Here is a 24,410-nt window from a genome sequence, read left to right as displayed (position 1 = left end):
GTTTGCCAACGTGGCAAACAGGAATCTAAAACATTCATGATCAGGCGTTGGTATAGCGTTCGGTTTCCGGTAGCCAGCGTTCGATCAGGGCGACTGCCTGCGCCGGATAGTGCTGATGAATATGGCGCGCCACGCGCTGGACTTCAGGGATCATTGCCTGATCGCGCAGCAGGTCGGCGACTTTGAATTCGGCATTCCCGGTCTGGCGGGTGCCGAGCAGCTCACCAGGACCGCGAATTTCAAGGTCACACTGGGCAATGACAAAACCATCGTTGCTGTCGCGCAGTACCTGTAAGCGTTTCTGGGCCGTTTTACTCAGCGGCGCTTTATACAATAGTACGCAGTGAGAGGCGATCGCCCCACGGCCGACGCGGCCGCGCAGCTGGTGCAGCTGTGCCAGGCCCAGACGCTCCGGGTTCTCAATAATCATCAGGCTGGCATTGGGGACATCCACCCCGACCTCAATGACCGTGGTGGCAATTAACAGGTGAATATCACCCTGTTTAAAGGCCTGCATCACGGCCTGTTTTTCCTGCGGTTTCATGCGACCGTGTACCAGCCCGATATTCAGCTCAGGCAGGGCCAGTTTCAGCTCTTCCCAGGTGGCCTCAGCCGCCTGCGCTTCCAGCAGCTCAGACTCCTCGATCAGCGTACACACCCAGTAGGCCTGGCGGCCTTCGCTGCCACAGGCCAGTTTCACTCTGGCAATGATATCGGCCCGGCGCGTATCCGGGATCGCCACGGTAGTCACTGGCGTGCGGCCCGGCGGCATTTCGTCGATGGTGGAGGTGTCCAGGTCTGCATAGGCGGTCATCGCCAGGGTGCGGGGGATGGGCGTCGCGGTCATAATCAGCTGGTGTGGATGGAAACCCTGCTCTTCGCCTTTCTCCCACAGCGCCAGGCGCTGGTGGACGCCAAAGCGGTGCTGCTCATCGATAATGACCAGCGCCAGACCGTTAAACTGCACCTGCTCCTGGAAAATTGCATGGGTGCCAACAATCATCGAAACCTGGCCGCTGGCAATGGCTTCCTGCTGGGCGATGCGGGCTTTGCCTTTTTGTTTACCTGCCAGCCAGCCGACTTCCAGCCCCAGCGGTGCAAACCACTGACGGAAGTTATTCGCGTGCTGTTCGGCCAGCAGTTCGGTGGGAGCCATCAATGCTACCTGTTTGCCAAAGGCAATGACATTCAGCGCGGCCAGCGCCGCAACCAGCGTTTTCCCTGAGCCCACATCACCCTGAACCAGACGCATCATCGGGTAGTCGCGGGCCAGATCGGTTTCGATCTCACGCACCACGCGTGCCTGGGCGTTAGTCGGTTTGAAGGGCAGGGCCGCCAGCAGCCTGTCACTCAGACTGTGGCGGGCCTCCATCGGCAGGGCATGATAGCGCTGGGCTCCGGCACGCACCGCCAGCATGCTGAGATTGTGCGCCAGCAACTCCTCCATAATCAGCCGTCGCTGGGCAGGATGGGTGCCGCTGTCCAGATCGGCCAGTGCCATATCCGGCGGCGGCCGGTGCAGGGTTCGCAGGGCCGCGGGCAGGCTGATCAGGCCCTGGCTTAACTCCGGCGGCAACAGTTCGGCAATGGCGCAGGTGTCCAGCAGGGTTAACGCCTGGTCAGTGAGATTCCGCAGTGTGGCCTGGCGGACACCTTCCGTAGTGGAGTAGACGGGCGTCAGCGTCTCCTGGAGCGCTGTCACGCTGCTTTCCCCCTGAACCTTATATTCAGGATGAATAATCTCTGCGCCACGCTGGCCGCGTTTGATCTCGCCATAGGCGGTAACGCGACGGCCGGCGACGAGGCTGTTTTTCATTCCCGCATTGAAGTTAAAGAAGCGCAGGGTCAGCACGCCGCTACCGTCGCTGATCTGACAGGTGAGCATACGACGACGGCCAAATGAGATGTCGCAATGCAGCACTTCCCCTTCTACCGTGGCGTAAATGCCCGGCAGCAGGTCGTTGATGGCATACAGCTGGGTACGGTCTTCATAACGCATCGGCAGGTGCAGCAGTAGATCCTGTACCGTCAGCAGGCCGAGTTTAGCCAGCTTTGCCGCCTGACTGGCACCCACACCTGATAGCGTGTTCAGCGGGACGGCATCGAGCAGACGGCCCTGCATTATTTATGCGCCTTCGACTGCATGGTGGCCCACCATTCCGGTTCCGCTACGACTTCACCCCGATCGTTAATTTCCGGGTAGGGTAGTCCCTTATGCTTTGCCACGCGGGCCAGTACCGGATAACCCCCCTCGAATAGCAGACGCTGCTGCTCCGCATAGTCCAGCGTGCTTTCTTCACGCAGGTACATGCCGGCATTTTGCCGCTGACGCTGGGCTTCATAGAGGATCAGTGCTGATGCCACGGAAACATTCAGCGACTGCACCATCCCGATCATCGGAATGATAATATCCTGATCGGCCAGGTCGAGCGCCTCCTGGGTGATCCCGGTTTTTTCCTGCCCCATTAAGATACAGGTGGGGCGGGTGTAGTCGATTTCACGAAAATCAACGGCCTTGTCAGAAAGGTGGGTGGCCAGAATCTGCATGTTCTGATCTTTAAGATGGGTCACGGCGTCCGATATAGTCCGGTGAGTTTTCACCTGTACCCAGCTGTTACTGCCTGCAGCGGAAGAGACCATGGTGCGCATACGGCTGCCTGGCCATACGGCGTGAACTTCATGCACGCCAACGGCGTCAGCGGTACGGATCACTGCAGAAACGTTATGAGGTTTATGCACCTGCTCCATACAGACCGTCAGGTCATGCTGACGGGCGGCAAGCATTGCGCGGATGCGGGCATAACGTTGAGCATTCATGAGAAGCAGACTCCCTAAAAATTAGTCATTCCGTCAGACCGGCGATCGGGGAGCAGAAAGAGACGGAGCAGGGCTCCGTCCCTGACTTAATTGCGGTTGCGGTGCACCTTGATTACATCCGGCATCACGCGAATTTTACGCATGATATTCGCCAGATGAACGCGATCGCGTGCCGTCAGACGGATAAAGGCGCTGTACACACGACCGTCTTTCTCTTCGGTGTTCAGGCTCTGAATATTGGAACCCGCGGTGTTGATGGCCGCCGTCAGGTTAGCCAGCGCGCCCTGGTGGTTAAACATATCCACCTTAATTTCAGCCACGAACTCCTGCTCGGTCACCTTATCCCACTCTACGGCCATGTATTTCTCAGGCTCTTTCTGGTAACCGCGGATATTACGACAGGATTCATGGTGTACCACCAGGCCTTTGCCCGGGCTGACGTGCGCCACAATCGGGTCACCGGGGATGGGACGGCAACATTTGGCGAAGGTGATCAGGACGCCATCGGCACCTTTGATTGGCAGCTTGCTGCGCGCTCCGCTGGCAGGTGACGTGCCCGTTGCTGACGCCGTACTCTGGTCACTCTGCTGCAGATTTTTCGCCACCACCACGCTCATCGCGTTGCCAAGGCCAATTTCAGCCAGCAGGTCGTCCAGCGTGGCCAGCTTCATACGCTCCAGCTCATGCTGAACGTTAGCTTCAGGAATTTCGGCCAGCTTACGGCTGCCGCCCAGAGCGTGATTGAGCAGGCGACGGCCCAGGCTGACCGAGTCATCGCGTTTAAGATTTTTCAGCAGTTGGCGGATCTTGGCGCGCGCTTTGGAACTGACAACAAAGTTTAGCCACGCCGCATTCGGGCGGGCACCCGGTGCGGTAATGATTTCTACGGTCTGGCCGCTGGTCAGCGACTGCGACAGCGGATAAGGCTGGCGATCGACACGTGCGCCGACGCAGGCATGACCGATATCGGTATGGACAGCATAGGCGAAGTCCACTGGCGTCGCGCCGGCAGGGAGTTCGACAATGCGCCCTTCCGGAGTGAAGACGTAAATTTCATCCGGGAACAGGTCGGATTTAACGCTTTCGATAAATTCAAACGAGCTGCCGGCGCTCTGCTGCAGCTCAAGCAGGCTCTGCAACCACCGCTGGGCGCGGATCTGTGCCGTGGTGCTGCTTTCGCCCTGCTCTTTATAAGCCCAGTGCGCGGCGACCCCCATCTCTGCCATTTGATCCATATCTTCGGTACGGATCTGCACCTCAACCGGCACGCCGTGCGGGCCGATCATTGAGGTATGCAGGGACTGATAGCCGTTGGCCTTGGGGATAGCAATATAGTCTTTGACCCGGCCAGGGCGCGGCTTGTACAGGCTGTGCATCTGGCCTAGTACGCGGTAGCAGGTATCAACATCACGGACAATGACCCGGAAAGCGTAGATATCCATAATGGAATGGAATCGCTGCTCTTTCAGGTGCATTTTGCAGTAGATGGAGTAAAGGTGCTTCTCACGTCCGCTGACGCGACGGGTAATACCGGCTTCTTCGAGGCGACCGTCAATTTCGGAGAGGATTTTTTGAATCATCTCTTTACGGTTGCCGCGTGCTGCTTTCACCACTTCTTTAATCACGCGATAGCGGTTCGGATACAGGGCTTCAAAGCCCAGCTCTTCCAGCTCGGTTTTAAGGTGGTGAATACCCAAGCGGTGTGCCAGCGGGCTGTAAATTTCGAGGGTTTCCTGGGCAATGCGGCGCTTTTTATCGGGACGCAATGCACCCAGAGTACGCATATTATGCGTACGGTCAGCCAGCTTGATCAAAATGACGCGGATATCCTGCACCATCGCCATAATCATCTTGCGGAAGTTTTCAGCCTGGGCTTCTTTTTTATCGCGGAATTTCAGCTTATCGAGCTTGGAAACCCCTTCGACCAGTTCCGCAACAGTCTGACCAAACAGCTGTTCCATATCCTGGTAGGTGGCAGGGGTGTCTTCGATAACGTCGTGCAGAAGGGCGGCCATCAATGTTTCATGGTCGAGCTTCATTTCAGCCAGGATACAGGCTACGGCAACCGGATGGGTGATGTAAGGCTCACCGCTGGAGCGTGTCTGTCCCTCGTGAGCATCACGTGCGACAAGGTAAGCTTGCTTGAGGCGCTTTATTTGCTCCTCAGGCAAGTATCTTTCAATCAGCTGATTGAGGCTTTCAAACAGATACAAGGCGGGCCTTCAAAGCGAATTAACGACGACCTTCAGCAATAGCGGTAACAGCCTGCATTTCAGCGGCTTCCTGCTCATGCTGCTCCTGGCGATCGCGAACGTCGAGGATCTGATTAGTGATCAGGCCTTCTTCGATTTCGCGCAGCGCGATAACGGTAGATTTGTCGTTCTCTTCCGGAACCAGTGGGTCTTTGCCGCCAACCTGCATCTGACGTGCGCGACGTGCTGCTACCAGAACCAGGTCAAAACGGTTACCAATTTTTTCTACTGCGTCCTGTACGGTTACGCGTGCCATAAGTGTGATACTCCACGGGTGGTGACGAAATGACTGGGCATCATACTGAGTTGTCCTCAGTCTGCCAATAGTTTGCTGATTAAAGCATCATGACGGGCTTTTTGACGAGCCATGCGCAAACGCTCTGCGCGAATAATATTTTTCAGGTCGGACAGCGCCAGGTCGAAATCATCATTCACGATCAGATAGTCGTACTCTGCGTAATGGCTCATTTCTGCTACGGCCTGCGCCATACGTTTAGTGATCACTTCTTCGCTGTCCTGGCCGCGGCCTCGCAGTCGGCGGTCCAGTTCGTCTTTCGACGGCGGCAGCACAAAAATGCTACGTGCGGACGGCATTTTCTCACGAATCTGTTTTGCACCCTGCCAGTCGATATCAAGAAATACATCAACGCCGGTCGACAGCACCTGCTCAATCGCTTTACGCGAGGTTCCGTAATAGTTACCAAACACTTCAGCATGTTCAAGAAACGCATCTTCGCTGATCATGGAGCGGAACTCGTCGTGATTGACGAAGTAGTAATGCTCTCCATGATTTTCACCCGGCCGGACGCCACGCGTGGTGTGGGAGACGGAAACCTGTGTATCGTACAGCGGTTGCGTTTTTAACAGTGCCTGAATCAGGCTGGATTTACCCGCGCCGCTGGGGGCGGAAATAATAAAAAGTGTGCCTTGAGCCATGATTATTCTTGATATGCCAATAAAGCGGAGTCTACTTCCTGCACAGTATACACAGGTGCAGCCCGTCATGCAGCGTTTAGGGTGCGTTAACCCGTTTTTTCTGAAGAAACAGGCCGCATCGCGCAATTTTTTGTCGGCGGATATGAGCCGGGAGCGGAAGTTCTGAAGCCATCTCCCGAATGGTCGTTTCCTTCCTCGCCATCCGTCCGGACCTGCGTTTTACTGCCGCCCTTCACTGGCACGAAAGGAGGAAAGGATGCGTTACGTCATCGTACTGATGTGGGGGTTCAGTTCAGCGGCCATTGCCGCGTGCCCTGTCTGGACGCCCGTGCGTGCAGATGCTGAGATCAGCGCACTGGACGCGCAGTTAACGCAGTGGGATGACGCCTATTACCGTCAGGGAAAAAGTCAGATAAGCGACGCCGACTACGATGCTTTACAGGGCAAAATGCAGCAGTGGCAGCGCTGTTTTCAACCTGCCAGTGACCGTCGGCCACAGCTGACTACCGATGGTCACGTACTGCACCCTGTTGCCCACGTCGGCGTCAGGAAGCTGTCGGGGAAAGCGGCGATGGCGAAATGGATGGAGAGTAAGCCAGACCTGGTGGTGCAGCCTAAAGTGGACGGGGTGGCGGTAACGCTGGTTTACCGGAACGGTATCCTGGCGAAAATGATCAGCAGGGGGGATGGGATCGTCGGGGAAGACTGGACGGCCAGCGCCAGGGCGATCGCGGCTATTCCCGACGTTATACCGCTTTCATCCGGGCAACAGGTTTTTCAGGGGGAACTGTATCTGATGATGAACGATCATCACCAGGCTGTCGACGGGGGCAAAAATGCCCGCGCCATCGTGGCAGGTGCCATGAGAGCCAAAAACCCTGGCGGCGTGCTGCGCAACATCGGGCTGTTTGTCTGGGCCTGGCCGGACGGACCGGAAACCCTTGCACAGCGGTTGTCCGGGCTGCGTAACGCCGGATTCCCTGATGTCAGCGCCTGGACGCGCAGAGTGAAGGATGCGGATGAGGTTGAGGCATGGCGTGAGCGCTGGTTTCATCAGCCCCTGCCGTTTGTCACCGATGGCGTTGTTGTACACGCCATTCCCGCTCAGAAGGGCAATAGCTGGATGCCGGATGCTGGCGACTGGGCGGTGGCATGGAAATATGCACCGCCGCAGGTGTCCGGCGAAGTGCAGTCAGTGTCATTTTCAGTCGGTCGCACCGGGAAAATCAGCGTAGTGTTAAATCTTGAGCCAGTGCAGCTGGATGATAAACGTATCAGCCGGGTCAGCGTGGGGTCATTAGCCCGCTGGCGGCAACGTGATGTTATGGCAGGCGATCAGGTTCGCATCAGCCTGGCTGGCCAGGGGATCCCGCGGCTGGATAGCGTCCTCTGGCGCGTTGCGCAGCGCGACCTGCCTCGTCCGCCTGACGGCAACTTTCATGCACTGAGCTGCTTTCATCCGACACCTGAGTGTCGTCAGCAGTTTCTGGCAAGGCTGGAGTGGTTGAGCGGAACGTCGGGGCTGAATCTGACGGGAATAGGGCGGCAGCGCTGGCAGCAGTTGATTCAGTCCGGAAGTCTGACTCACCTGTTTTCATGGCTGACATTATCGCAGGAGCAGCTCCAGGCCATTCCGGGGATAGGGAAGGCAAAAGCGCAGGCTTTCTGGCAACAGTTTCGTTTAAGCCGCCAGCGCCCTTTTAAATGGTGGGTCAGGGCACTGGGAGTGCCTATACCCGCGCAGGCAATGCATTCGCTGTCAGACGACAGCTGGGTACCGCTGCTGTCACGCAGCATGCAGGAGTGGCAGCAACAGCCGGGCGTGGGGCCCGGCCTGGCAGGAAAAATCTATGCTTATCTGCACCATCAGGAAGTGGAATGGCTCATCCGCTGGCTGGAAGCATCAGCCTCCCGTGATCAGTGGTCACCGTGAGGGTAGTTGAACACCGGGAGCCCCAGTTTGAAACGCAGCGCTAAAAGACGCGCACTAAATCCGGCGAGCAGCGTGATGATAATCACGGTTTCCGTTGCCATTGTCGTTTTCAGCAACAGGATATAGATCCAGCCAGAGGCGAAGGCGATCCCGGCGTAAAGCTCCTTCTGAAAAACCAGAGGAATGCGATTACAGAACATATCGCGGAGTACGCCTCCGAAGACCCCGGTGACGACCGCGCTGATCGCCGCAATGATCCCAGCGTGCCCCATATCCAGGGCAACCTGAGCTCCAATGATGGAGAAGACCACCAGACCCAAGGCATCCAGGACCAGAAAAACTTTACGCAGGTGCGGCATCAATGGGGCAGCCAGCGTGGTAATCACGGCGGCGGCGGCCACGATCATAATGTATTCGGGATGCCTGACCCAGCCAAGCGGGTAATGGCCCAGTAGCATGTCGCGCACCGACCCTCCACCAATCGCGGTAACAGACGCAATGATGATAACGCCGAACATATCCATCTTACGTCGGCCAGCGGCCAGCGCCCCGGTCATGGACTCTGCGGTGATACCAATGATGTAAAGTACAGTGAGCAACATAGCCATCTCCTCAAAACCTGGCGGCAATGCTAAGGGGTTCGCGCCCAAACGGCGACAGAAATTTTCTCCGGCTGATTTTCACCACGATGCGGGCTTAAAGGCCTTAGATACGCCGCTTCAGGCCATGATCGGTTTTTTCGCGATATTTCATTCGGAAAATAAATTATGAGCAACGTGTGTTTTTAAGTGTACCTGTTATTAGTCGCTTTTAATCTAAAGGTGTCGGAATTTTTATAAAAGAGGCCAGTCTTAACGCTTTTATTTTATATTTTTTATAGTCTCACTTGTGAGTCATGTGTGTTTATTTAACGCAAAAGCTTGCCATTCCGTACGTCGCGCAATTAAGATAATTTTTTGGATTCTGGTTTTAATAGAACGTGTATTGATTCGGGATGAACACCCACATGGAGGATGTATGTATAACAGATACACAGTGGCAATCTCTGACGACCACCCGCACATCATTAATTCACTCAAGGTACTGTTCGCCAGGAGCGATCGTTTTTCTATTACCAGCGAAACAGTATGTGGAAAGAGTTTACTGAATGTTTTAGCCTCCACACCAACAGATATCGCTATTACGGATTTTTCATTGAGTTCAGACCGTTCGGCTATCGATGGTTTTGCCAAGCTTCGTGCTTTGCATAGCCGTTTCCCGGCGATGAAAATTGTTCTGCTCACGTCGCAGAATAATACGGCGATCCTCAGAGGGGCGTGTGATTATGGCGTTAAGGCCATTGTTAGCAAAGCGGACCCGGTTGATGAAACAGTACAGGCGTGCCAACACATTACCACGCAGTCGGGATGTTATTTCTCATCGTCATTCAGTCACATTAAGAATTATCTGGTAAAAGGTCAGGAAAAAGGAAGTCCGCTTACTCCAAAAGAGTTAGAGGTGATTAGGCTCTTTTCATCGGGCTATACGCTATCAGAAATAGCTCATCGTCAGAATCGAACGATCAGTACCATATCAACGCAAAAATATAACGCGATGCGTCGGCTGGGAGTCTCTTCAAACATAGAGTTAATTCGTTATGCCTATGCTCAGGGATTAATTTAAGTTTACTGGCGTCTTACTTTTTTCCATTTACTCTCTTTATTTGACAGTAAGCGTCTCAGGACTGCATTAGCGTTCAAGGGATGAAACAGCGGTTTTCCTGCTGGCCTGTTATTTGATCAGTACCTGGTACCATCACCGCGTTGTACCGTTTAACCATCGTCCCCCTATCGCCCTGAACTCACGGCGGGGTGGCCCATTAAAAAGGCGGGGAGTTTCCCCCCCGGTCGGGCAGTCACAGGTCTGTTGCTCTCGAACCGAATTAAGTGCGTACAGGCATTCACCGGCGATCGGCGAAGCCTGACGACTCACAGCTTTTCCCAGGCTTTCTTCAGTCCGGTCTCTTCATCGGGGTCGGCCCCCTGAAGTGGCGGTGTTTCCTCTTCTTCCGTGACGGCCTCACTGTCAAATGACGGCATGGTTTCCTCAATCATCTGCTCATCAAATGCCGGATTCAGTGCAGGAGACAGCGGAGAGCTCATCAGACTGTCTGGCATCGCAATATGCGGAACCGGTGCATCTTCCACGAACTGTGCTGCATCCTGTTTCACTGTTCTGCTCAGGCCGACAATCATCAGCCCACACAGGGCGAAGAAGGCATACAGGGTATTGCCCCCCAGCGGCTCCATCAGTAGCCCCACCACTAACGGTCCGATACTGGCACCTACCCCAAAGGCCATTAACAGGCAGGCGGCCAGTGACACGCGTCGTTCCGGCTCAACCAGGTCATTGGCCAGCGCCACCGCCAGCGGGTAGAGTGAAAATTGCAGCATGCTGACAACGAAACCGAGCACCAGCAGCAGTGAAAAACTGATCTGCGGCAGGATCGCCAGCGGCAGCGCGGCAACGATAAGCACAATGGCATTCAGACGCATCAACAGGGTTCGGTTATAGCGGTCAGACAGCCAGCTGAGCGGGAACTGGGCCACCAGACCGGCAAATATCGCGATAGCCATAAAGAGGCCGGTTTGCCCGGTGGTGAGCTGCTGCTGGCTGGCGTATACGGGGGCAAGACCGTAAAAAGAGCCGACCAGCATCCCAATAGCCAGTGTGGTAGCCAGCACCTTCGGGATTGCGCCAACAAAATAACGCAGCTCCATCGGGGCCGGGGAAAGCTGACGGGCGTGCGTGCGCGTGGTCAGCGCAATAGGTACCAGGCAGAGTGAAAAACAGAGTGCTATCAGCAGTAACGTACTCAGGCCAAGGTCAGTTTGCAGCATCAGCACCACCTGCCCGAGCGACATGCCAAGATAGGTGGCCACCATATAGCAGCCAAAGACTTTGCCGCGCTGTTCCGATTCAGACTGATCGTTGAGCCAGCTTTCCAGCACCATATACTGGCACATCATACACAGGCCAATAATCAACCGCAGGCCGACCCAGACCGGGATAAACCCGGTTAACCCGTGGCACAGCACGGCGGCGGTGATGATGCCGGCACAGGAGACGTAGGTGCGAATGTGGCCGACGCGGGCAATCAAAAAGTGGCCGACTTTGCCACCGATCACCAGACCAATGTAGTTTGCAGCGATAATCGCCCCGATCAGCCCCCCGGACACATGGGCCGAGGTCAGGCGCAGTGATACGTAGGTCGTCAGCAGCCCGGAACCGAGCAGCATTAACAGCGTCGTGGTATAAAGCGGGAAAAACACGCCTAACGTCTTATTCACTCTGCCCCCTGGGGAAATATTGAGCCGGTCCGTTGAGCGCCGCACGCCCTTAACACATGAAGTTTGTGCCTTGTGATACTAGCAGTTTCAGACGTGAGGGCAACTCAGGTGGGAAAAGAGGGGGCCAGTAGCGCTGCGGCTACTGGCCGGGATCAGTTCTTTTTCACAAACTCGGACTTCAGCTTCATCGGGCCAAAACCATCAATTTTGCAGTCGATGTTATGGTCGCCTTCCACCAGGCGAATACTTTTTACTTTCGTGCCCATCTTCAGCGGCGTGGAACTGCCTTTGACCTTGAGGTCTTTAATCACCGTGACGCTGTCGCCGTCTGCCAGCAGATTGCCGTTGGCATCTTTCACCGTCAGGGTATCGTCGGTGGCTGCATCTGCGCCGTCAGCCCAGACATGTCCGCACTCAGGGCAGTTGAGCATTGCGCCATCCTGCCAGCTGTATTCTGAGTGACATTTTGGGCAGGGAGGTAAAGTTTCCATTATCATCCTCAAGTAAATCCATAATAAAGTAAGGGAATAGTTTACCCTGTCAGCGACTTTCTTCCTACCGCTGTTTGCCCGCAGCGATGATACCCAAAAGGTATCGCCTGGTTTGAAATTCAGCGCATAACTCAATCATGAAAGAATACTGTTTCATTTTATGGAGGGGTTATGAAAACAAGACAGCTGGGTCAGGATCTGAGCGTGAGTGCTATCGGCTACGGTGCGATGGGGCTGAGTGAATTTTACGGTGAAACAGACGATAGCCAGTCTCTGGCACTGCTCGGCCAACTGGCTGATGCGGGCGTAAACTTCATTGATAGTGCAAATTTATACGGCCGGGGTCATAACGAGCGGCTTATCGGCCATTTTTTAGCCCAGCTTGATCCTCATACGCGCAGTCAGTTTAAAGTGGCCACTAAATGTGGCATCGACCGCGATCCTGATGACGCCTATGCGCGAAAAATAAATAACCACCCGGATTATATTGTTCGCTGCTGCCATGAATCTTTACAGCGTCTGGGCGTGGAAAAAATAGATCTTTTCTATCTTCACCGCGTGGATAAAGACGCTGATATCGAAGAGAGCATGCGCTGTTTGTCCCGCCTGGTGCAGGAGGGGAAAATCGGTCATGTCGGGCTGTGCGAAGTCTCTGCTACCACCCTGCAAAAAGCGCACGCCGTGTTTCCAGTAACGGCGCTGCAAACCGAGTACTCGCTGTGGACGCGCGATATTGAAGAGAGCATTTTGCCGATGGTGAAGTCGCTGGGGATTGGCTTAGTGCCTTATTCTCCACTGGGTCGGGGTTTTCTGACGGGTAAATATCTGAAGAACGCGGACTTCCCGGAAGGAGACTTCCGCCGGAACAACGCGCGTTTTCAGCAGGATAATATCGATCATAATCTTAAGCTGTTAGACGCCATTGCACCGCTCACGCAAAAGTACCACTGCACGTCGGGGCAGATTGCACTGGCATGGTTACTGGCGCAGTATGATAAAACGGTGCCTGTCCCCGGAACCAAGAATGTAAATTACCTGGCAGAGAATGCTGCCGCTGCCGATCTGGTACTGGATGCGTCAGATGTCGTGGCGCTGAATAATATTCACAGAACGATTTCGATTAAAGGTAGCCGTTATTCCGAAGAAGGGATGAAAGGCGTTAATGCTTAACCATCTGATGAGCCAGTAAAAAAACCCGCCAACTATCCGGCGGGTTTTTTTTGAGTATTTTTTCTGTGCGCATGTTAACGCGTTACGCTGAGTGCGACACCTTCCCCCCCGCCGATACATAGCGCAGCGATACCTTTATGAAGGTCTTCACGAATTAATCCATGAATTAACGTGACCAGAATACGGCAGCCGGACGCACCAATGGCATGCCCCAGAGCGATCGCGCCACCGTGTGGGTTAATTCGCTCTGAGGGGACGCCACAAGCGTGTGCTACAGCCAATGCCTGGGCAGCAAAAGCCTCATTTGACTCCAGAATATCGACCTCCTGAGGCGACCAGTTCATGCTCTTGATATTCATTTCAATAGCGTTAATCGGTGCAGCCCCCATCAGTTCGGGCTCAATACCGGCATTGGAGAAAGCACCGAGTGAGGCGAGAACAGCCATTCCCCGTTTTTCTGCAGTTTCCCGACGACAAAGCAGCACTGCAGCTGCACCATCATTCAGAGACGAAGCGTTACCCGCTGTCACTGTTCCCTCTTTTTTAAATACGGTTTTTAAGCCAGACAGCTTTTCAATGCTGGTATGACGAGGACATTCATCCTGAATCACACTCCGTGGTTCGCCTTTCCTGGTCACCCATTTTACGGGAACAATTTCTTCAAAGAACAGTCCTGCTTCCTGAGCTTTTAACGCCTTGCGGTGAGAGCTCAGGGCGAACTCATCCTGCATTGAACGGGAAATATTATAGTCAGCAGCGACATTCTCAGCGGTCACGCCCATATGGTAATGATGGAACGCATCCCACAGACCGTCAGCAATCAGACTGTCCTGTAGCGCACCGTCACCCAGCCGAATGCCCTGCCTGGAGCCTGACAGGATATGTGGGGCATTCGACATGCTTTCCTGGCCCCCGGCAATCACAAACTCGGCCTCCCCACAGATGAGTGCCTGCATGCCAAGGTGTACGGCTTTCAATCCTGAACCACACACTTTGTTAATTGTTAGCGCAGCGACCGCGACAGGAAGGCCGGCATTTAATGCTGACTGCCTGGCGGGATTCTGGCCGCAACCAGCAGTCAGAACCTGACCCATAATGACCTGGTCCACATCCTCTGCGGGTAATTTACTGTCGGCCAGCAGCGCCTGAATCACTACGCTACCCAACGACGTGGCCGAATGTTCGGCCAAACCGCCCATAAATGCGCCTGTTGCCGTTCTTTTCGCCGAAACAACCACAATCTCATTCATTTCTTTCTCCACTCTTCTGAGAAGAGAAGCGTGCAGTTGCTGCGCGATAGGCCGTCAAGCCATTCATACAGGCAGGAACACCGGCGTATACCGCCATCTGGATGACTATCTCAAGCAACTCTTGCGGTGTGACACCGACATTCAGTGCGCCGCGCATGTGCAACTCAAGCTGAGGCTGCGCATTACCGGATGTTATCAGCGAGGCCACCGTTAACATTTCGCGTGTTTTGAGGTCCAGACCGGGGCGCCCAACGATGGCCCCAAAAGCATAATCAGTAATCAGATTTGGCAGGTCTGCATCCAGTTCTGCCAGCCGGGATGTCACCGAATCGGCGAGCCCGTCTTCGAGGCGGTCCATAATTTCACGGCCATAACGGGTCAGTTCAGCATCGTGGTTCATGCAATATTCTCCATCATTTTTTTCGTAACAGGCTTGTCGGACGGAATGAACACAACGAGGAGGAAGGAAAGAGCGATAGCCACGCCTGCGGTCACAAAAAGTGCCGGAAGTGACAGGGCAGAAACCATCCAGGCACCAACAGAGGCCCCGATACCGATTGCGGCGTTAAAGAAAGAGACATAAATTGCTGAGGCAGGAAACGCTTCTTCTCCAGCCACACGGAGTACCCATGTCTGGAAACCAACAAAGATGCCTGAAACGGCAATTCCCCATAGCATGACCGCGGCCAGTACCAAAGGTCGGGACAATGACTGAGCCTCAAGACCCAGCGCGACCAGTACGATACCAATCAGCAGAACGGAGAGAGAGACGGTCATTTTAAGGTATTTATCGATCAGCATACCGGTGAGGAAGTTTCCGGCCAGACCAGCGATGCCGTAAATGAATAACACGACCGGTATGAAAGCTGCGGATAGTGCTGGCTGGGTTTGCAGCCAGGGTTCAATAAAGGTGAAGGCAGCAAAGTGCGCGGTAATAGCCAGCAACGTCGCGGAGTAGATTTTCCACAATGTGGAGGAGCGTAAAACATTTTTCAGTGCGCCCAGACCAATCGTACTTTTGACGCTGATATTCGGGACAACCCACATCATGCCAACAAAGGCAACCACGCTCAGAATTGACATCAGCCAGAAGGCCTGACGCCAACCGAAGTTCAGACCAATATAGTTTGAGAGAGGCACGCCAAACACGCTGGCGGCCGAAACACCGCCAAACACAATGGAAGTGGCTACTCCGAGGTACTTAGTTGGAACCATAGCCACCGCCGTGGCTCCAATCATTGCCCAAAATGCGCCGTGGGCCAGTGCGCCGACGACACGTGCCGCCAGCAATACCTCATAAGAGCTCACTGTTGCAGACCACACGTTCGAAATGAACAGGACAACAGTGAGTGACAGGAGGAGGATCTTTTTGGGGAAATTACCCAAAAATACCGAGGCAAAGAGTGCACTCAATGCGCCAATCCAGGCATAGAGTGATACGGTCATACCAATCTCCGATTCAGAGGCATGAAGCCCGTTGGCGATAGGCGTGAGTAAACCTACCGGAGCCAGCTCTGTCGTTACAATGGTAAAAGTGGATAAAGCCAGAATAAATAATGCCACCCATGTGCGGATGGACATCGTTGACTCTTTTATATCAGAGACCATGATAATTTCCTTGTTAAGTTTTAAATGTTGCGCCAGCCTTTCAGTGCCGCATAATCCATTAGCCTGATGTTCTTCCCTACGCAAACTGGATGTCCTGTTGCTTCCAGCATCGGTATGTCGGAGATATCATCACCATAGGCATAGCAATCTTCAGCCCGAATATCGTTATCATCACAGAAGGAAAGTATGGCCTCTTTTTTTCCGCTTCCAATTGTTTGTGGCGTGCCAATCTTCCCTGTTAGCGTACCCTTTTCATTGATTATTAAGGGGGCGCAAATAATGTTTTTAACGCCTAAGTAATCTGCAATAGGCTGCAGAAGAGGCAACATCGAGCCGGAAACAAAAACGGGTGTTATTCCATTTTTCTGATGAAAGCGTAGCTCTGAAACTGTTTCGTTAATAAATATGTCTTTATTAAGGCATTGCTGGAACCATTCCTGGCCAGACTTATTCAGCGCATCGAGAGGGATATGAGTAAATTGCTGGTAATAATCCTTATTTAGCAGCTCTCGTCGCTTTCCATTTTGCATGTCTTGCTTAAATTTGGTGATATATTCATTATATTGAGTTAAAAGTCCTTTTTCTTTACACCAGTATTCATAAAAACTAAACATGCTTTTAAAGTTTATGATGGTTTCATCAACATCAAAGAAAGCAGCGACTTCATTCACACTGACTCCTTGTAATTTTTTCTTCTGCTTTTTATTGGGAATTGAGGATCATTGCCGCAAATGCCGGCATCACTCCAACGTGAAGGTAAAACTTCATTAATAACTACCGATATTTTATCCAGTGGTGCCCCACTGGTTTGGTGGACGGCGAGTGTGACGGCTTCCATCATATTTTGTACCTGTGCTTCATTACTCATTTTCCAGGTTGAAATGTGAATAAAAGGCATTGTTTTTTCCTCAGGGGGTCGTCGTAAATTCATCAAATGAGCGAAATTTAAGTTTTAATTGAGCGTGTATATCACCGCCCAGTCCATAAAAACCGATAGCGCCGCCATAACTTTGTTGAGTACTCATATAAAGCACCACGACATTAATAATACGATTGCTGTGGTGGTGACGTTTTGGAAATGGATTAGGCAATTCTGCCCAGAAACTGGCGTGGCCTGATTCATCAGTAATAAATACATTCGGTATGCCTAGTGGACCGGGTCTGCTGGTATTTTCCGGGTCCAGGTCGCGCTCGCGCAGACTCATTATGGTATACAGACTGTTCGGCACCAGATGATGGAACACAAACTCGAACCGGGCACTTTTCCTGTCGCCAGCGACACTGACAACCAGTTCTCCTCTGGCAGCCAGCCAGTGACGTAATGTGACTGGAGAGATTTTCCGCCTGCCATCGCTGTCGCGGTAATCAGAGATATGTCCCTGATGCAGAGGAAGACTATCACGCTGCTCTGAGTTGGCCTTTGGTCGCTGCTCAGGTGCGAATAACATATTGTAGTTATTTAAAGGGATCGGTAAAGGCAGTGTGAATAACACAATCTCTTCAAGTTCTTGAGGCGATACTTTTTCCAGAAAGCGCACTATCGTGTAGGGTGCGACCTGGCCAAAAGCGGGTAGTGGACTCTGTGGTGAAACGAGGGCGCGACCCCATCGAACACCGTGTTGACCGGGTATCATACCCTCTACAACAAAGTTACCCTGACTATCCATCACCTCCGCAGGGGGGTAAAGCGGCCCCTGCGTGGTGGCAGCCAGTTCATACTTCCGGCTGTTTTCAGGCATGGATAGCCTCTACCGGGGTCTGCTGTGCAGCAATGAAGGCATTTTGTGTCGCTGTCATTGCCAGTTCACTCTCTTTGCTGCTGATCACCTCGGAAGGATAAACTGTAAATGATACATCCATCGTCGCGCATGCCGTCTCGTGTTGAGTAACACGAATTTGCGCTTTAAAACGTGCGCGGCGATCATTAATATCCTGCTCCAGAATTTCGTAATGCATTACTGCGGGCAGCGGAAAAAGGAAATTGCTGAAATTAATAGCCATGCCGTTTATCACGTAATAGCGGTTTTTATTGCCGCTAAAGAAGAACTCTTCTGTTACGGCAATAAAGGTTTGCCTGCATGCTTCCACTAAAAGCATGCCCTGAATATGTTGCCCGGTTTGATGGTCGGCCATCAGTTCGCAGCGCTCATCAATCAATAAGGGAAGCGCGTATAACTTATCGTTATGTTCTACTTTTTCAGCAGCACCAATCAGCACATTGTGTTTTATTTTTTTATGTGCGTAACAGTTCTTCTTTGCCTCTGCCAGTTTTTCTAATGAGATGATGTTTAATTTGTTATCATGTATCTCATTACGCTTCTGGTTTTTGATGACTTTTCTTGCAAAGTCATCTCTGACACCCTGGCCAACAATGATTTCATGTTCAGTATCGATTATTTTAGCCGGTATTTGTGTAAGCAGTTCCAATTGTGAAATGGTTAAAACATTTTTACCATTTGTAAATTCACTAAATTTATCACCGACAACAAAAATTTTCTTAATTTTCATATAATCTCACTTTCAACAAGAAAAGGCGCTGTAGATACGAGTATAAAGACCTTCATTGCCTCCGGTAATATAATTATCACCGGCTTGTTGGATAATGTTCTGATAACGAGTGTTTGTGAATGCCTCTTTATACTCATCTTTGTCACCATTAAATGATGAGATAAACATAACGCCTGGCAGACCACTAATGAGAGAGTGAAAAGCTTCAAAGCTGGATATTTTATCTCTGTTGTCGCGAACAACATTGAAAATGGTCTCATCACGCCAGTGGCGATATTGCGAATAATTATCAGCAGGAACTTCAACGTGACGAAGTTGAATATATTTAGTGTCAGGTAGCGACTTATCAGTTTCGATAGGGGCTTCTACATATTTCACCAACTCGCGGCGAATATCACCTGAAAGAAGCGATGCCATATTATGGAAGGCGGCCTCAAGCTCACCCTCTACCCACGGAATCTCTTTTATATCGTTAAATGAACGAAGTTCAAGAAGTTCATGGATATCATTTTCCTCAGAGAAAAAATATTTTTTCTCTGAAGTGGATTTTAGTCCGGTAATTGCAGAAGGGTTTACGTTGTTTTTGAGTGGGAAGCGGGAAATTAAAACATATTTAGCAGACATGATAGTTATCCTTAGTGGGCGAATTTCAGGAATAAAAATATCATCTGGATTTTTTATGAGAATTGTTAATTTTGTAATACGGTTTAGGTATCACAAGAGGTTTTGGTTTGTAACATATTGATTAATTTACAAAGACTTTCAGGTGAGATAATATGTTAACCATCAAATCGATGCCAAAAACTGAATAATGCCCCAACAGCTGCGGAGAATTTGTGGACAGCATTAATAGTAAGTTACCCAGCATAAAGCAGTTGCAATGCTTTCTTGTGGTTGCTCAGGAGCTTAACTTCAGACGTGCCGCTGAACGGCTGCGAATGACTCAGCCACCGTTAACCCGGCAGATTAAATCCCTGGAAGATGCACTGGGGCGTGAGCTGTTTACCCGCAATACCCATGAAGTTCGCCTGACAGAAGCTGGCGCCATGCTGGTGGATAAAGCAACGCACCTGATTAATGAGTTCACCAAATTCGTTCGTGAAATGAATAAAGAGCCGTCCCATCTGCGAATTGGTCTTACCCGCACGCTCAGTTTCGATAATATTCCTCAGGTTAATGACAAAATAAAAAAACTGATGTGCGCCGAAGAGATCGAGATACAGAATCAGACATCCAGTCAGCTTCTGCAGTCCCTCTCTAAGGGGCAGATGGATATGGTCATCATCGGTGAAAAGAGTTTGCACAGCGATCAGGATTTTAGTTTTCACTGGATCTACCGCGAACCACTCCTGCTGGCAATGCCGTCCTCTCACCCTGCCAGTTTAAAAGAGAAGGTTGCGCTGGCTGACATTGCTGATCTGCCGCTGTTCTGGTTCCCCCGCCATGCTAACCCCGTCTATTACGATAAATGTGAGGCTTATTTTCAGCATCTTCCATTTACGCTCAGGCGCATAAAAGAGCCGGACGACTCTCTTGTGCTGCTTGCCAGTATTGCACGGGGTAAAGGAATGACGCTGATGCCGCAGTCGATGTGTACGTTTAATCAGCAGGGATTATGTTATCGCGCGCTGGCCGACGATGCACAGTCGTCACTGAATATTGATGTCTACGTGGCAACGCGGAAGCATGAACGACGGCAGCCGGTCATTAACGGCGTTGAGGCTCTGGCAGAGAAAAATAGCGTAAAAAAAGCCCTGTAAACAGGGCTTTTTAGTGCCATGAGAAGAGTATTACTCGATGTTCTGAATCTGTTCTCTCATCTGCTCAATCAGCACTTTCAGCTCTATGGCTGAGGCGGTGATTTCAGCATTAATGGATTTAGACCCCAGGGTGTTCGACTCGCGGTTGAACTCCTGCATCATAAAGTCGAGACGGCGGCCGACCGCTTCCTTCTTCTTCAGGATGTTATAGGTTTCTTTGACATGCGCTTCCAGGCGGTCGAGTTCTTCTGCCACGTCGACACGCTGTGCCAGCATTACCAGTTCCTGCTCCAGGCGGTTATTTTCCAGCTGCACCTGCGCCTCTTCCAGACGCGTAAGCAGACGTTCGCGCTGCCATTTCAGTACGTCTGGCATATGCGTGCGCACTTTAATTACTTCGGCGCTGACTCCTTCCAGACGCTGTTCGATCAGCGTCTTCAGTGCGGCACCTTCGCTTTCACGGGCGATAATAAACTCGTCGATGGCAGCATCCAGCGCGGTCAGCAACTGGGCAGAAATGGTATCCAGATCCTGCTCTTCAGCCGACATCACGCCTGGCCAGCGCAGAATATCGACGGGATTGATCTCACCTTCATCGCTCTGCATTTTCACCCAGTTGGCCGCCTGCACCAGCTGGATGGCCAGCTTCTCATTCAGCACCAGCGAACTCTGAGCGCTTGGATCTGCGTCGAACCGCAGATTGACTTCGATTTTTCCGCGCGTCAGGCGATTACGGATGCGTTCACGGATCACCGGCTCCAGGCCACGGAATTGCTCTGGCAGGCGGATGTAGGTTTCGAGATAGCGTTGGTTGACGGAACGCAGCTCCCAGGCTGCGCTGCCCCATTCGCCTTTGGTCTCGCGCCGGGCGTAGGCGGTCATACTGCGGATCATTTTGCGTACCGTTTTAAGAAAAGTAGCTGCGATTATAGCGGTGCTGACGGCGGCTTAACAGGAATTCGGTCAAAAGGCGGTGTTTTGGCTGACGTTTTGTGGTCAGCAGCTTAAGATGCTGAACGTCAGAACAACACTATCTCCAGGAGAAAACATGATCTCGCGTGCCCTCACTTTTTCTTTAGTACTGCTGGCGCTGTCAGGCTGTACCGTGACAGATCGACCATCCTCTTCCTCTGTCCAGCCGGTCTGCGCGGTAGGTGATGCCATGAGCCAGACCACGCTCTATTTCGGTCTTAATCGTCCCCAGGGAACCGCGATCACCGAAGGGGAATGGCAGGCATTCATCGATAATGAGGTTACCCCGCGCTTTAAAGAGGGCCTGACCGTGTTCGCGGCGAAAGGGCAGTGGCAGGGGAATGACGGAAAGCTGGCGCGCGAAAACAGTAAGGCGCTGCTGCTGATCCACCCGGCTGATAAGGCGAGCGAACAGGGAATCGAAGCATTGCGCGCGCGCTATAAGCAGCGTTTTTCCCAGGATTCGGTGATGCGGGTGGATGCCCCGGTATGTGTGGCATTCTGAGGTTTTTTCATTCATGAGACCCGGCGCGGCTGCGCCGGGTTCCGAGATTACAGCACCAGCCCGGCGAAGGCTGCGGACAGCAGGCTGACCAGCGTGGAGCCGTAAATCAGCTTCAGGCCATAACTTGAGACCACGTTCCCCTGCTGCTCATTCAGCCCTTTTATTGCCCCGGCAACGATGCCGATGGAGGCAAAGTTGGCGAAGGAGACCAGGAAGACCGACAGAATACCCAGCCCGCGCGGCGTCAGTTCCGCGGCGATTTTCTTCAACTCAATCATTGCAACAAACTCGTTGGTGACCAGCTTGGTCGCCATAATACTGGCGGCAGACAGCGCGTCCGCGGTCGGGATCCCAATCAGCCAGGCAAACGGCCAGAAGACATAGCCCAGGATCTGCTGGAAACTGATGCCAAATACGGCCAGAAACACCGCATTGACTGCGGTAATCAAGGCGATAAAGCCAATCAGCATCGCCAGGATAATCATCGCTACTTTGAAGCCTGCCAGGATGTATTCACCGAGCATTTCAAAGAAGCTCTGGTCTTCATGCAGCTTTTCCAGGCGGATTTCCGGCTCATCACCCACCGGTGTCGGGTTGATGATCGACAGGATGATAAAGGTGCTGAACATGTTGAGGATCAACGCTGCCACGACGTAGCGCGGCTCGATCATAGACATGTAGGCACCGACAATCGACAGCGACACGGTGGACATCGCCGCCGCGGCCATGGAATAGAGGCGGCGTGGGGAAATGTCTGCCAGGATACCTTTATAGGCAATAAAGTTCTCTGACTGCCCGAGGATCAGAGTGCTGACGGCGTTAAATGACTCCAGCTTGCCCATGCCATTGATTTTAGACAGCACGGTACCCACGATCCTGATCAGTACCGGCAGGATTTTCACATGCTGCAGGATACCGATGAGTGCGGAGATAAACACGATCGGGCAGAGCACGCCAAGGAAGATAAAGGCCATTCCCTGTGCCGCCATGCCACCAAAGACAAAGTCGGTGCCCTTCGCCGCGTACTTAAGCAGCACTTCAAAGAAGCCGGAAAATGCGGTAACAATGGTCAGTCCGGCAGAGGCGTGCAGGAAGAACCAGGCCAGCGCGCCTTCAATCACTACCAGCTGCAGCAGTACGCGCGGGCGAATTTTTTTACGGTCATTACTGAACAGTAACGCCAGGCCGAAGATAATGGCCAGCGCCAGAATAAAATGGAAAACAGAAGTCATACACAGGTCCGGCATGAGGAATTATCGAAGAGGTGCATTTAGCCATATTTCGGTACGCTTTACACCCTGTAGCGGGCTATCTTGCTGTTTTAGCGTTTAAACAGACGGCATTCGCATAACAACCTGCTTAGATGGCCACCTGCGATAGGCAATCCGCGGCGAAATCCGTATAATGCGCAGCCAATTATGTTTAGCTAGCCGGAGAGAAATTATGCGTCCATCAGGTCGTAGCGCACAACAGGTGCGTCCCGTCACCCTGACCCGTCATTACACCAAACACGCAGAAGGCTCTGTGCTGGTTGAATTCGGTGATACCAAAGTCCTGTGCACCGCCACTATCGAAGACGGCGTACCACGCTTTCTGAAAGGTCAGGGCCAGGGTTGGGTCACTGCTGAATACGGTATGTTGCCTCGTGCCACCCACAGTCGTAACGCGCGTGAAGCGGCTAAAGGGAAGCAGGGCGGACGAACCCTGGAGATCCAACGTCTGATTGCCCGTTCACTGCGTGCTGCTATCGATCTTAAAGCGCTGGGGGAGTTCACCATCACTCTGGACTGCGATGTGCTGCAGGCCGACGGCGGTACCCGCACCGCCTCTATTACCGGTGCCTGTGTGGCGCTTGCCGATGCGCTGAACCATCTGGTCTCCATCGGTAAACTGAAAGCCAACCCGATGAAAGGCATGGTCGCGGCTATCTCTGTGGGTATCGTTAAGGGCGAAGCGCTCTGCGACCTGGAGTATGTGGAAGACTCTGCGGCTGAAACCGATATGAATGTGGTGATGACCGAAGATGGCCGCATGATAGAGGTGCAGGGGACGGCAGAAGGTGAGCCGTTCAGCCACGATGAGCTGCTGAAGCTGCTGGCGCTGGCGCGGGGCGGTATTGATACGCTGGTTGCGGCGCAAAAAGCGGCGCTGGCCAACTGATTTTACCAGGCGACGATGAAGTCGCCTTTTTTACGCCATTATTTTGAGGAAGATGACATGAAAGCCTGGCAGCGCCAATTTATCGAATTCGCCATCAACAAGCAGGTGCTGAAGTTTGGTGAGTTCACGCTGAAATCAGGGCGTAAAAGCCCTTATTTCTTTAACGCCGGACTGTTCAATACCGGGCGTGATCTCGCCCTGCTGGGCCGTTTCTATGCCCAGGCGCTGGTGGATTCCGGTATTGATTTCGATCTGGTCTTTGGCCCGGCCTATAAAGGCATCCCGATTGCCACAACCACCGTGGTAGCGCTGGCCGATCACCACGATCGTGATGTGCCTTACTGCTTTAACCGCAAAGAGGCCAAAGCCCATGGAGAAGGCGGTACGCTGGTGGGCAGCCCGCTGCAGGGTAAGATCATGCTGGTCGACGATGTGATTACGGCGGGTACTGCTATCCGGGAATCAATGGAAATTATCGCGGCCCATCAGGCGACGCTGGCTGGCGTGCTGATTTCTCTCGATCGGCAGGAGCGCGGGCAGGGGGACATCTCTGCGATACAGGAAGTGGAGCGGGACTACGGCTGCAAGGTGATTTCGATCATTACGCTCAAAGACCTGATTACTTACCTCGAAGCACAGCCTGAGATGGCCGATCATCTGGTGTCGGTTCGCGCTTACCGCAGCGAATTTGGCATTTAACCGGCCTGTCCGGTTATGCG

At 52.7% G+C, this 24,410-nt stretch carries 25 protein-coding genes; 7 read left to right on the top strand and 18 right to left on the bottom strand.

Annotated features, from left to right (window positions below; genetic code table 11):
- Positions 1-40 precede the first annotated feature (40 nt).
- The 5 genes from recG to gmk all read right to left on the bottom strand — a co-directional run bounded on the left by recG (position 41) and on the right by gmk (position 6,005).
- The gene (gene recG, locus IFU29_RS19530) at positions 41-2,122 is read right to left on the bottom strand and encodes an ATP-dependent DNA helicase RecG (protein ID WP_191935370.1); all 2,082 of its coding nucleotides are present in this window, start codon (positions 2,120-2,122) and stop codon (positions 41-43) included.
- Positions 2,122-2,817 carry a tRNA (guanosine(18)-2'-O)-methyltransferase TrmH gene (gene trmH / locus IFU29_RS19525; protein ID WP_191935369.1) on the bottom strand — a complete coding sequence of 232 codons (696 nt, stop codon included), beginning with the start codon at positions 2,815-2,817 and terminating at the stop codon, positions 2,122-2,124. Before trmH ends, recG begins: the two co-directional genes overlap by 1 nt.
- An 86-nt stretch (positions 2,818-2,903) precedes the next feature.
- Positions 2,904-5,030 carry a bifunctional GTP diphosphokinase/guanosine-3',5'-bis pyrophosphate 3'-pyrophosphohydrolase gene (spoT, locus tag IFU29_RS19520; RefSeq protein WP_191935368.1) on the bottom strand — a complete coding sequence of 709 codons (2,127 nt, stop codon included), beginning with the start codon at positions 5,028-5,030 and terminating at the stop codon, positions 2,904-2,906.
- Between the two features lie 19 nt (positions 5,031-5,049).
- Positions 5,050-5,325, bottom strand: a complete 276-nt coding sequence (gene rpoZ / locus IFU29_RS19515; protein WP_191935367.1) for a DNA-directed RNA polymerase subunit omega — start codon at positions 5,323-5,325, stop codon at positions 5,050-5,052.
- A 56-nt stretch (positions 5,326-5,381) separates the two neighbouring features.
- Positions 5,382-6,005 carry a guanylate kinase gene (gene gmk / locus IFU29_RS19510; protein ID WP_191935366.1) on the bottom strand — a complete coding sequence of 208 codons (624 nt, stop codon included), beginning with the start codon at positions 6,003-6,005 and terminating at the stop codon, positions 5,382-5,384.
- A gap of 256 nt (positions 6,006-6,261) precedes the next feature.
- On the opposite strand from gmk, the gene ligB reads away from it, so the two are divergent.
- Complete coding sequence (ligB, locus tag IFU29_RS19505) at positions 6,262-7,938, top strand: NAD-dependent DNA ligase LigB (RefSeq protein ID WP_191935365.1); 1,677 nt, start codon at positions 6,262-6,264, stop codon at positions 7,936-7,938.
- Here ligB and IFU29_RS19500 read toward each other — a convergent pair.
- The gene (locus IFU29_RS19500) at positions 7,923-8,540 is read right to left on the bottom strand and encodes a trimeric intracellular cation channel family protein (protein WP_191935364.1); all 618 of its coding nucleotides are present in this window, start codon (positions 8,538-8,540) and stop codon (positions 7,923-7,925) included. The genes ligB and IFU29_RS19500 overlap by 16 nt on opposite strands.
- 415 nt (positions 8,541-8,955) lie before the next feature.
- Here IFU29_RS19500 and IFU29_RS19495 point away from each other — a divergent pair, with 415 nt between their 5' ends.
- A complete protein-coding gene (locus IFU29_RS19495) occupies positions 8,956-9,600 on the top strand; it encodes a response regulator transcription factor (protein WP_191935363.1) in 645 nt (214 codons plus the stop codon).
- A 305-nt stretch (positions 9,601-9,905) separates the two neighbouring features.
- Here IFU29_RS19495 and IFU29_RS19490 read toward each other — a convergent pair whose 3' ends face one another.
- Together IFU29_RS19490 and IFU29_RS19485 are read right to left on the bottom strand one after the other, a co-directional pair.
- A complete protein-coding gene (locus tag IFU29_RS19490; protein WP_191935362.1) occupies positions 9,906-11,267 on the bottom strand; it encodes an MFS transporter in 1,362 nt (453 codons plus the stop codon).
- Positions 11,268-11,419: 152 nt separating this feature from the next.
- Entirely contained in the window at positions 11,420-11,758 is a 339-nt protein-coding gene (locus IFU29_RS19485; protein ID WP_191935361.1) for a zinc ribbon domain-containing protein YjdM, read from the bottom strand.
- A gap of 171 nt (positions 11,759-11,929) precedes the next feature.
- Between IFU29_RS19485 and IFU29_RS19480 the strand changes: the two genes are divergently transcribed.
- Positions 11,930-12,928, top strand: coding sequence for an aldo/keto reductase (locus tag IFU29_RS19480; protein WP_191935360.1), 999 nt, complete (start codon positions 11,930-11,932; stop codon positions 12,926-12,928).
- 74 nt (positions 12,929-13,002) lie between these two features.
- Here the strand turns inward: IFU29_RS19480 and IFU29_RS19475 are convergent, their stop codons facing one another.
- From IFU29_RS19475 to IFU29_RS19440, 8 genes are read right to left on the bottom strand one after another with little or no spacing between them, the layout of a single operon-like run.
- Positions 13,003-14,178, bottom strand: coding sequence for an acetyl-CoA C-acetyltransferase (locus IFU29_RS19475; protein ID WP_191935359.1), 1,176 nt, complete (start codon positions 14,176-14,178; stop codon positions 13,003-13,005).
- A complete protein-coding gene (locus IFU29_RS19470; RefSeq protein ID WP_191935358.1) occupies positions 14,171-14,578 on the bottom strand; it encodes a carboxymuconolactone decarboxylase family protein in 408 nt (135 codons plus the stop codon). The genes IFU29_RS19475 and IFU29_RS19470 overlap by 8 nt, the downstream gene beginning before the upstream one ends.
- Positions 14,575-15,786 (bottom strand): MFS transporter, encoded by a 1,212-nt coding sequence (locus tag IFU29_RS19465; protein ID WP_423244849.1) that lies wholly within the window; start codon positions 15,784-15,786, stop codon positions 14,575-14,577. The genes IFU29_RS19470 and IFU29_RS19465 overlap by 4 nt, the downstream gene beginning before the upstream one ends.
- 20 nt (positions 15,787-15,806) lie before the next feature.
- Positions 15,807-16,457, bottom strand: a complete 651-nt coding sequence (locus IFU29_RS19460) for an HAD-IB family hydrolase (protein WP_191935357.1) — start codon at positions 16,455-16,457, stop codon at positions 15,807-15,809.
- A complete protein-coding gene (locus tag IFU29_RS19455; protein WP_191935356.1) occupies positions 16,454-16,684 on the bottom strand; it encodes a tautomerase family protein in 231 nt (76 codons plus the stop codon). The genes IFU29_RS19460 and IFU29_RS19455 overlap by 4 nt, the downstream gene beginning before the upstream one ends.
- A 10-nt stretch (positions 16,685-16,694) precedes the next feature.
- Positions 16,695-17,525 carry a hypothetical protein gene (locus IFU29_RS19450; protein ID WP_191935355.1) on the bottom strand — a complete coding sequence of 277 codons (831 nt, stop codon included), beginning with the start codon at positions 17,523-17,525 and terminating at the stop codon, positions 16,695-16,697.
- Complete coding sequence (locus IFU29_RS19445; RefSeq protein WP_191935354.1) at positions 17,518-18,294, bottom strand: AfsA-related hotdog domain-containing protein; 777 nt, start codon at positions 18,292-18,294, stop codon at positions 17,518-17,520. Before IFU29_RS19445 ends, IFU29_RS19450 begins: the two co-directional genes overlap by 8 nt.
- Positions 18,295-18,306: 12 nt before the next feature.
- Complete coding sequence (locus IFU29_RS19440) at positions 18,307-18,918, bottom strand: hypothetical protein (RefSeq protein WP_191935353.1); 612 nt, start codon at positions 18,916-18,918, stop codon at positions 18,307-18,309.
- Positions 18,919-19,130: 212 nt separating this feature from the next.
- On the opposite strand from IFU29_RS19440, the gene IFU29_RS19435 reads away from it, so the two are divergent.
- A complete protein-coding gene (locus tag IFU29_RS19435) occupies positions 19,131-20,054 on the top strand; it encodes a LysR substrate-binding domain-containing protein (protein ID WP_191935352.1) in 924 nt (307 codons plus the stop codon).
- A 30-nt stretch (positions 20,055-20,084) separates the two neighbouring features.
- On the opposite strand, the gene IFU29_RS19430 is transcribed toward IFU29_RS19435, so the two are convergent.
- Entirely contained in the window at positions 20,085-20,948 is an 864-nt protein-coding gene (locus tag IFU29_RS19430) for a YicC/YloC family endoribonuclease (RefSeq protein ID WP_062746939.1), read from the bottom strand.
- Between the two features lie 154 nt (positions 20,949-21,102).
- On the opposite strand from IFU29_RS19430, the gene IFU29_RS19425 reads away from it, so the two are divergent.
- Positions 21,103-21,531, top strand: coding sequence for a DUF3574 domain-containing protein (locus IFU29_RS19425; RefSeq protein ID WP_191935351.1), 429 nt, complete (start codon positions 21,103-21,105; stop codon positions 21,529-21,531).
- A 47-nt stretch (positions 21,532-21,578) separates the two neighbouring features.
- On the opposite strand, the gene IFU29_RS19420 is transcribed toward IFU29_RS19425, so the two are convergent.
- Positions 21,579-22,763, bottom strand: a complete 1,185-nt coding sequence (locus tag IFU29_RS19420; RefSeq protein ID WP_191935350.1) for a NupC/NupG family nucleoside CNT transporter — start codon at positions 22,761-22,763, stop codon at positions 21,579-21,581.
- Between the two features lie 211 nt (positions 22,764-22,974).
- Here IFU29_RS19420 and rph point away from each other — a divergent pair, with 211 nt between their 5' ends.
- Together rph and pyrE are read left to right on the top strand one after the other, a co-directional pair.
- On the top strand, positions 22,975-23,691 hold the full coding sequence (rph, locus tag IFU29_RS19415) for a ribonuclease PH (RefSeq protein ID WP_191935349.1): 717 nt from the start codon (positions 22,975-22,977) through the stop codon (positions 23,689-23,691).
- Positions 23,692-23,748: 57 nt separating this feature from the next.
- On the top strand, positions 23,749-24,390 hold the full coding sequence (pyrE, locus tag IFU29_RS19410) for an orotate phosphoribosyltransferase (RefSeq protein WP_191935348.1): 642 nt from the start codon (positions 23,749-23,751) through the stop codon (positions 24,388-24,390).
- The last annotated feature ends 20 nt before the right edge of the window (positions 24,391-24,410 follow it).

The organism is Erwinia persicina, from assembly GCF_014838825.1.
Taxonomy (GTDB): Bacteria; Pseudomonadota; Gammaproteobacteria; order Enterobacterales; family Enterobacteriaceae; genus Erwinia; species Erwinia persicina_A.
This window is presented reverse-complemented; position numbering and strand designations above follow the sequence as displayed.

Bases quoted from the DNA above. Each gene is read 5' to 3' on its own strand.
- recG (WP_191935370.1), bottom strand. From the start codon at position 2,122: ATGCAGGGCCGTCTGCTCGATGCCGTCCCGCTGAACACGCTATCAGGT.
- trmH (WP_191935369.1), bottom strand. From the start codon at position 2,817: ATGAATGCTCAACGTTATGCCCGCATCCGCGCAATGCTTGCCGCCCGT.
- rpoZ (WP_191935367.1), bottom strand. From the start codon at position 5,325: ATGGCACGCGTAACCGTACAGGACGCAGTAGAAAAAATTGGTAACCGT.
- gmk (WP_191935366.1), bottom strand. From the start codon at position 6,005: ATGGCTCAAGGCACACTTTTTATTATTTCCGCCCCCAGCGGCGCGGGT.
- ligB (WP_191935365.1), top strand. From the start codon at position 6,262: ATGCGTTACGTCATCGTACTGATGTGGGGGTTCAGTTCAGCGGCCATT.
- IFU29_RS19500 (WP_191935364.1), bottom strand. From the start codon at position 8,540: ATGTTGCTCACTGTACTTTACATCATTGGTATCACCGCAGAGTCCATG.
- IFU29_RS19495 (WP_191935363.1), top strand. From the start codon at position 8,956: ATGTATAACAGATACACAGTGGCAATCTCTGACGACCACCCGCACATC.
- IFU29_RS19485 (WP_191935361.1), bottom strand. From the start codon at position 11,758: ATGGAAACTTTACCTCCCTGCCCAAAATGTCACTCAGAATACAGCTGG.
- IFU29_RS19480 (WP_191935360.1), top strand. From the start codon at position 11,930: ATGAAAACAAGACAGCTGGGTCAGGATCTGAGCGTGAGTGCTATCGGC.
- IFU29_RS19475 (WP_191935359.1), bottom strand. From the start codon at position 14,178: ATGAATGAGATTGTGGTTGTTTCGGCGAAAAGAACGGCAACAGGCGCA.
- IFU29_RS19470 (WP_191935358.1), bottom strand. From the start codon at position 14,578: ATGAACCACGATGCTGAACTGACCCGTTATGGCCGTGAAATTATGGAC.
- IFU29_RS19465 (WP_423244849.1), bottom strand. From the start codon at position 15,786: ATGGTCTCTGATATAAAAGAGTCAACGATGTCCATCCGCACATGGGTG.
- IFU29_RS19455 (WP_191935356.1), bottom strand. From the start codon at position 16,684: ATGCCTTTTATTCACATTTCAACCTGGAAAATGAGTAATGAAGCACAG.
- IFU29_RS19450 (WP_191935355.1), bottom strand. From the start codon at position 17,525: ATGCCTGAAAACAGCCGGAAGTATGAACTGGCTGCCACCACGCAGGGG.
- IFU29_RS19445 (WP_191935354.1), bottom strand. From the start codon at position 18,294: ATGAAAATTAAGAAAATTTTTGTTGTCGGTGATAAATTTAGTGAATTT.
- IFU29_RS19440 (WP_191935353.1), bottom strand. From the start codon at position 18,918: ATGTCTGCTAAATATGTTTTAATTTCCCGCTTCCCACTCAAAAACAAC.
- IFU29_RS19430 (WP_062746939.1), bottom strand. From the start codon at position 20,948: ATGATCCGCAGTATGACCGCCTACGCCCGGCGCGAGACCAAAGGCGAA.
- IFU29_RS19425 (WP_191935351.1), top strand. From the start codon at position 21,103: ATGATCTCGCGTGCCCTCACTTTTTCTTTAGTACTGCTGGCGCTGTCA.
- IFU29_RS19420 (WP_191935350.1), bottom strand. From the start codon at position 22,763: ATGACTTCTGTTTTCCATTTTATTCTGGCGCTGGCCATTATCTTCGGC.
- rph (WP_191935349.1), top strand. From the start codon at position 22,975: ATGCGTCCATCAGGTCGTAGCGCACAACAGGTGCGTCCCGTCACCCTG.
- pyrE (WP_191935348.1), top strand. From the start codon at position 23,749: ATGAAAGCCTGGCAGCGCCAATTTATCGAATTCGCCATCAACAAGCAG.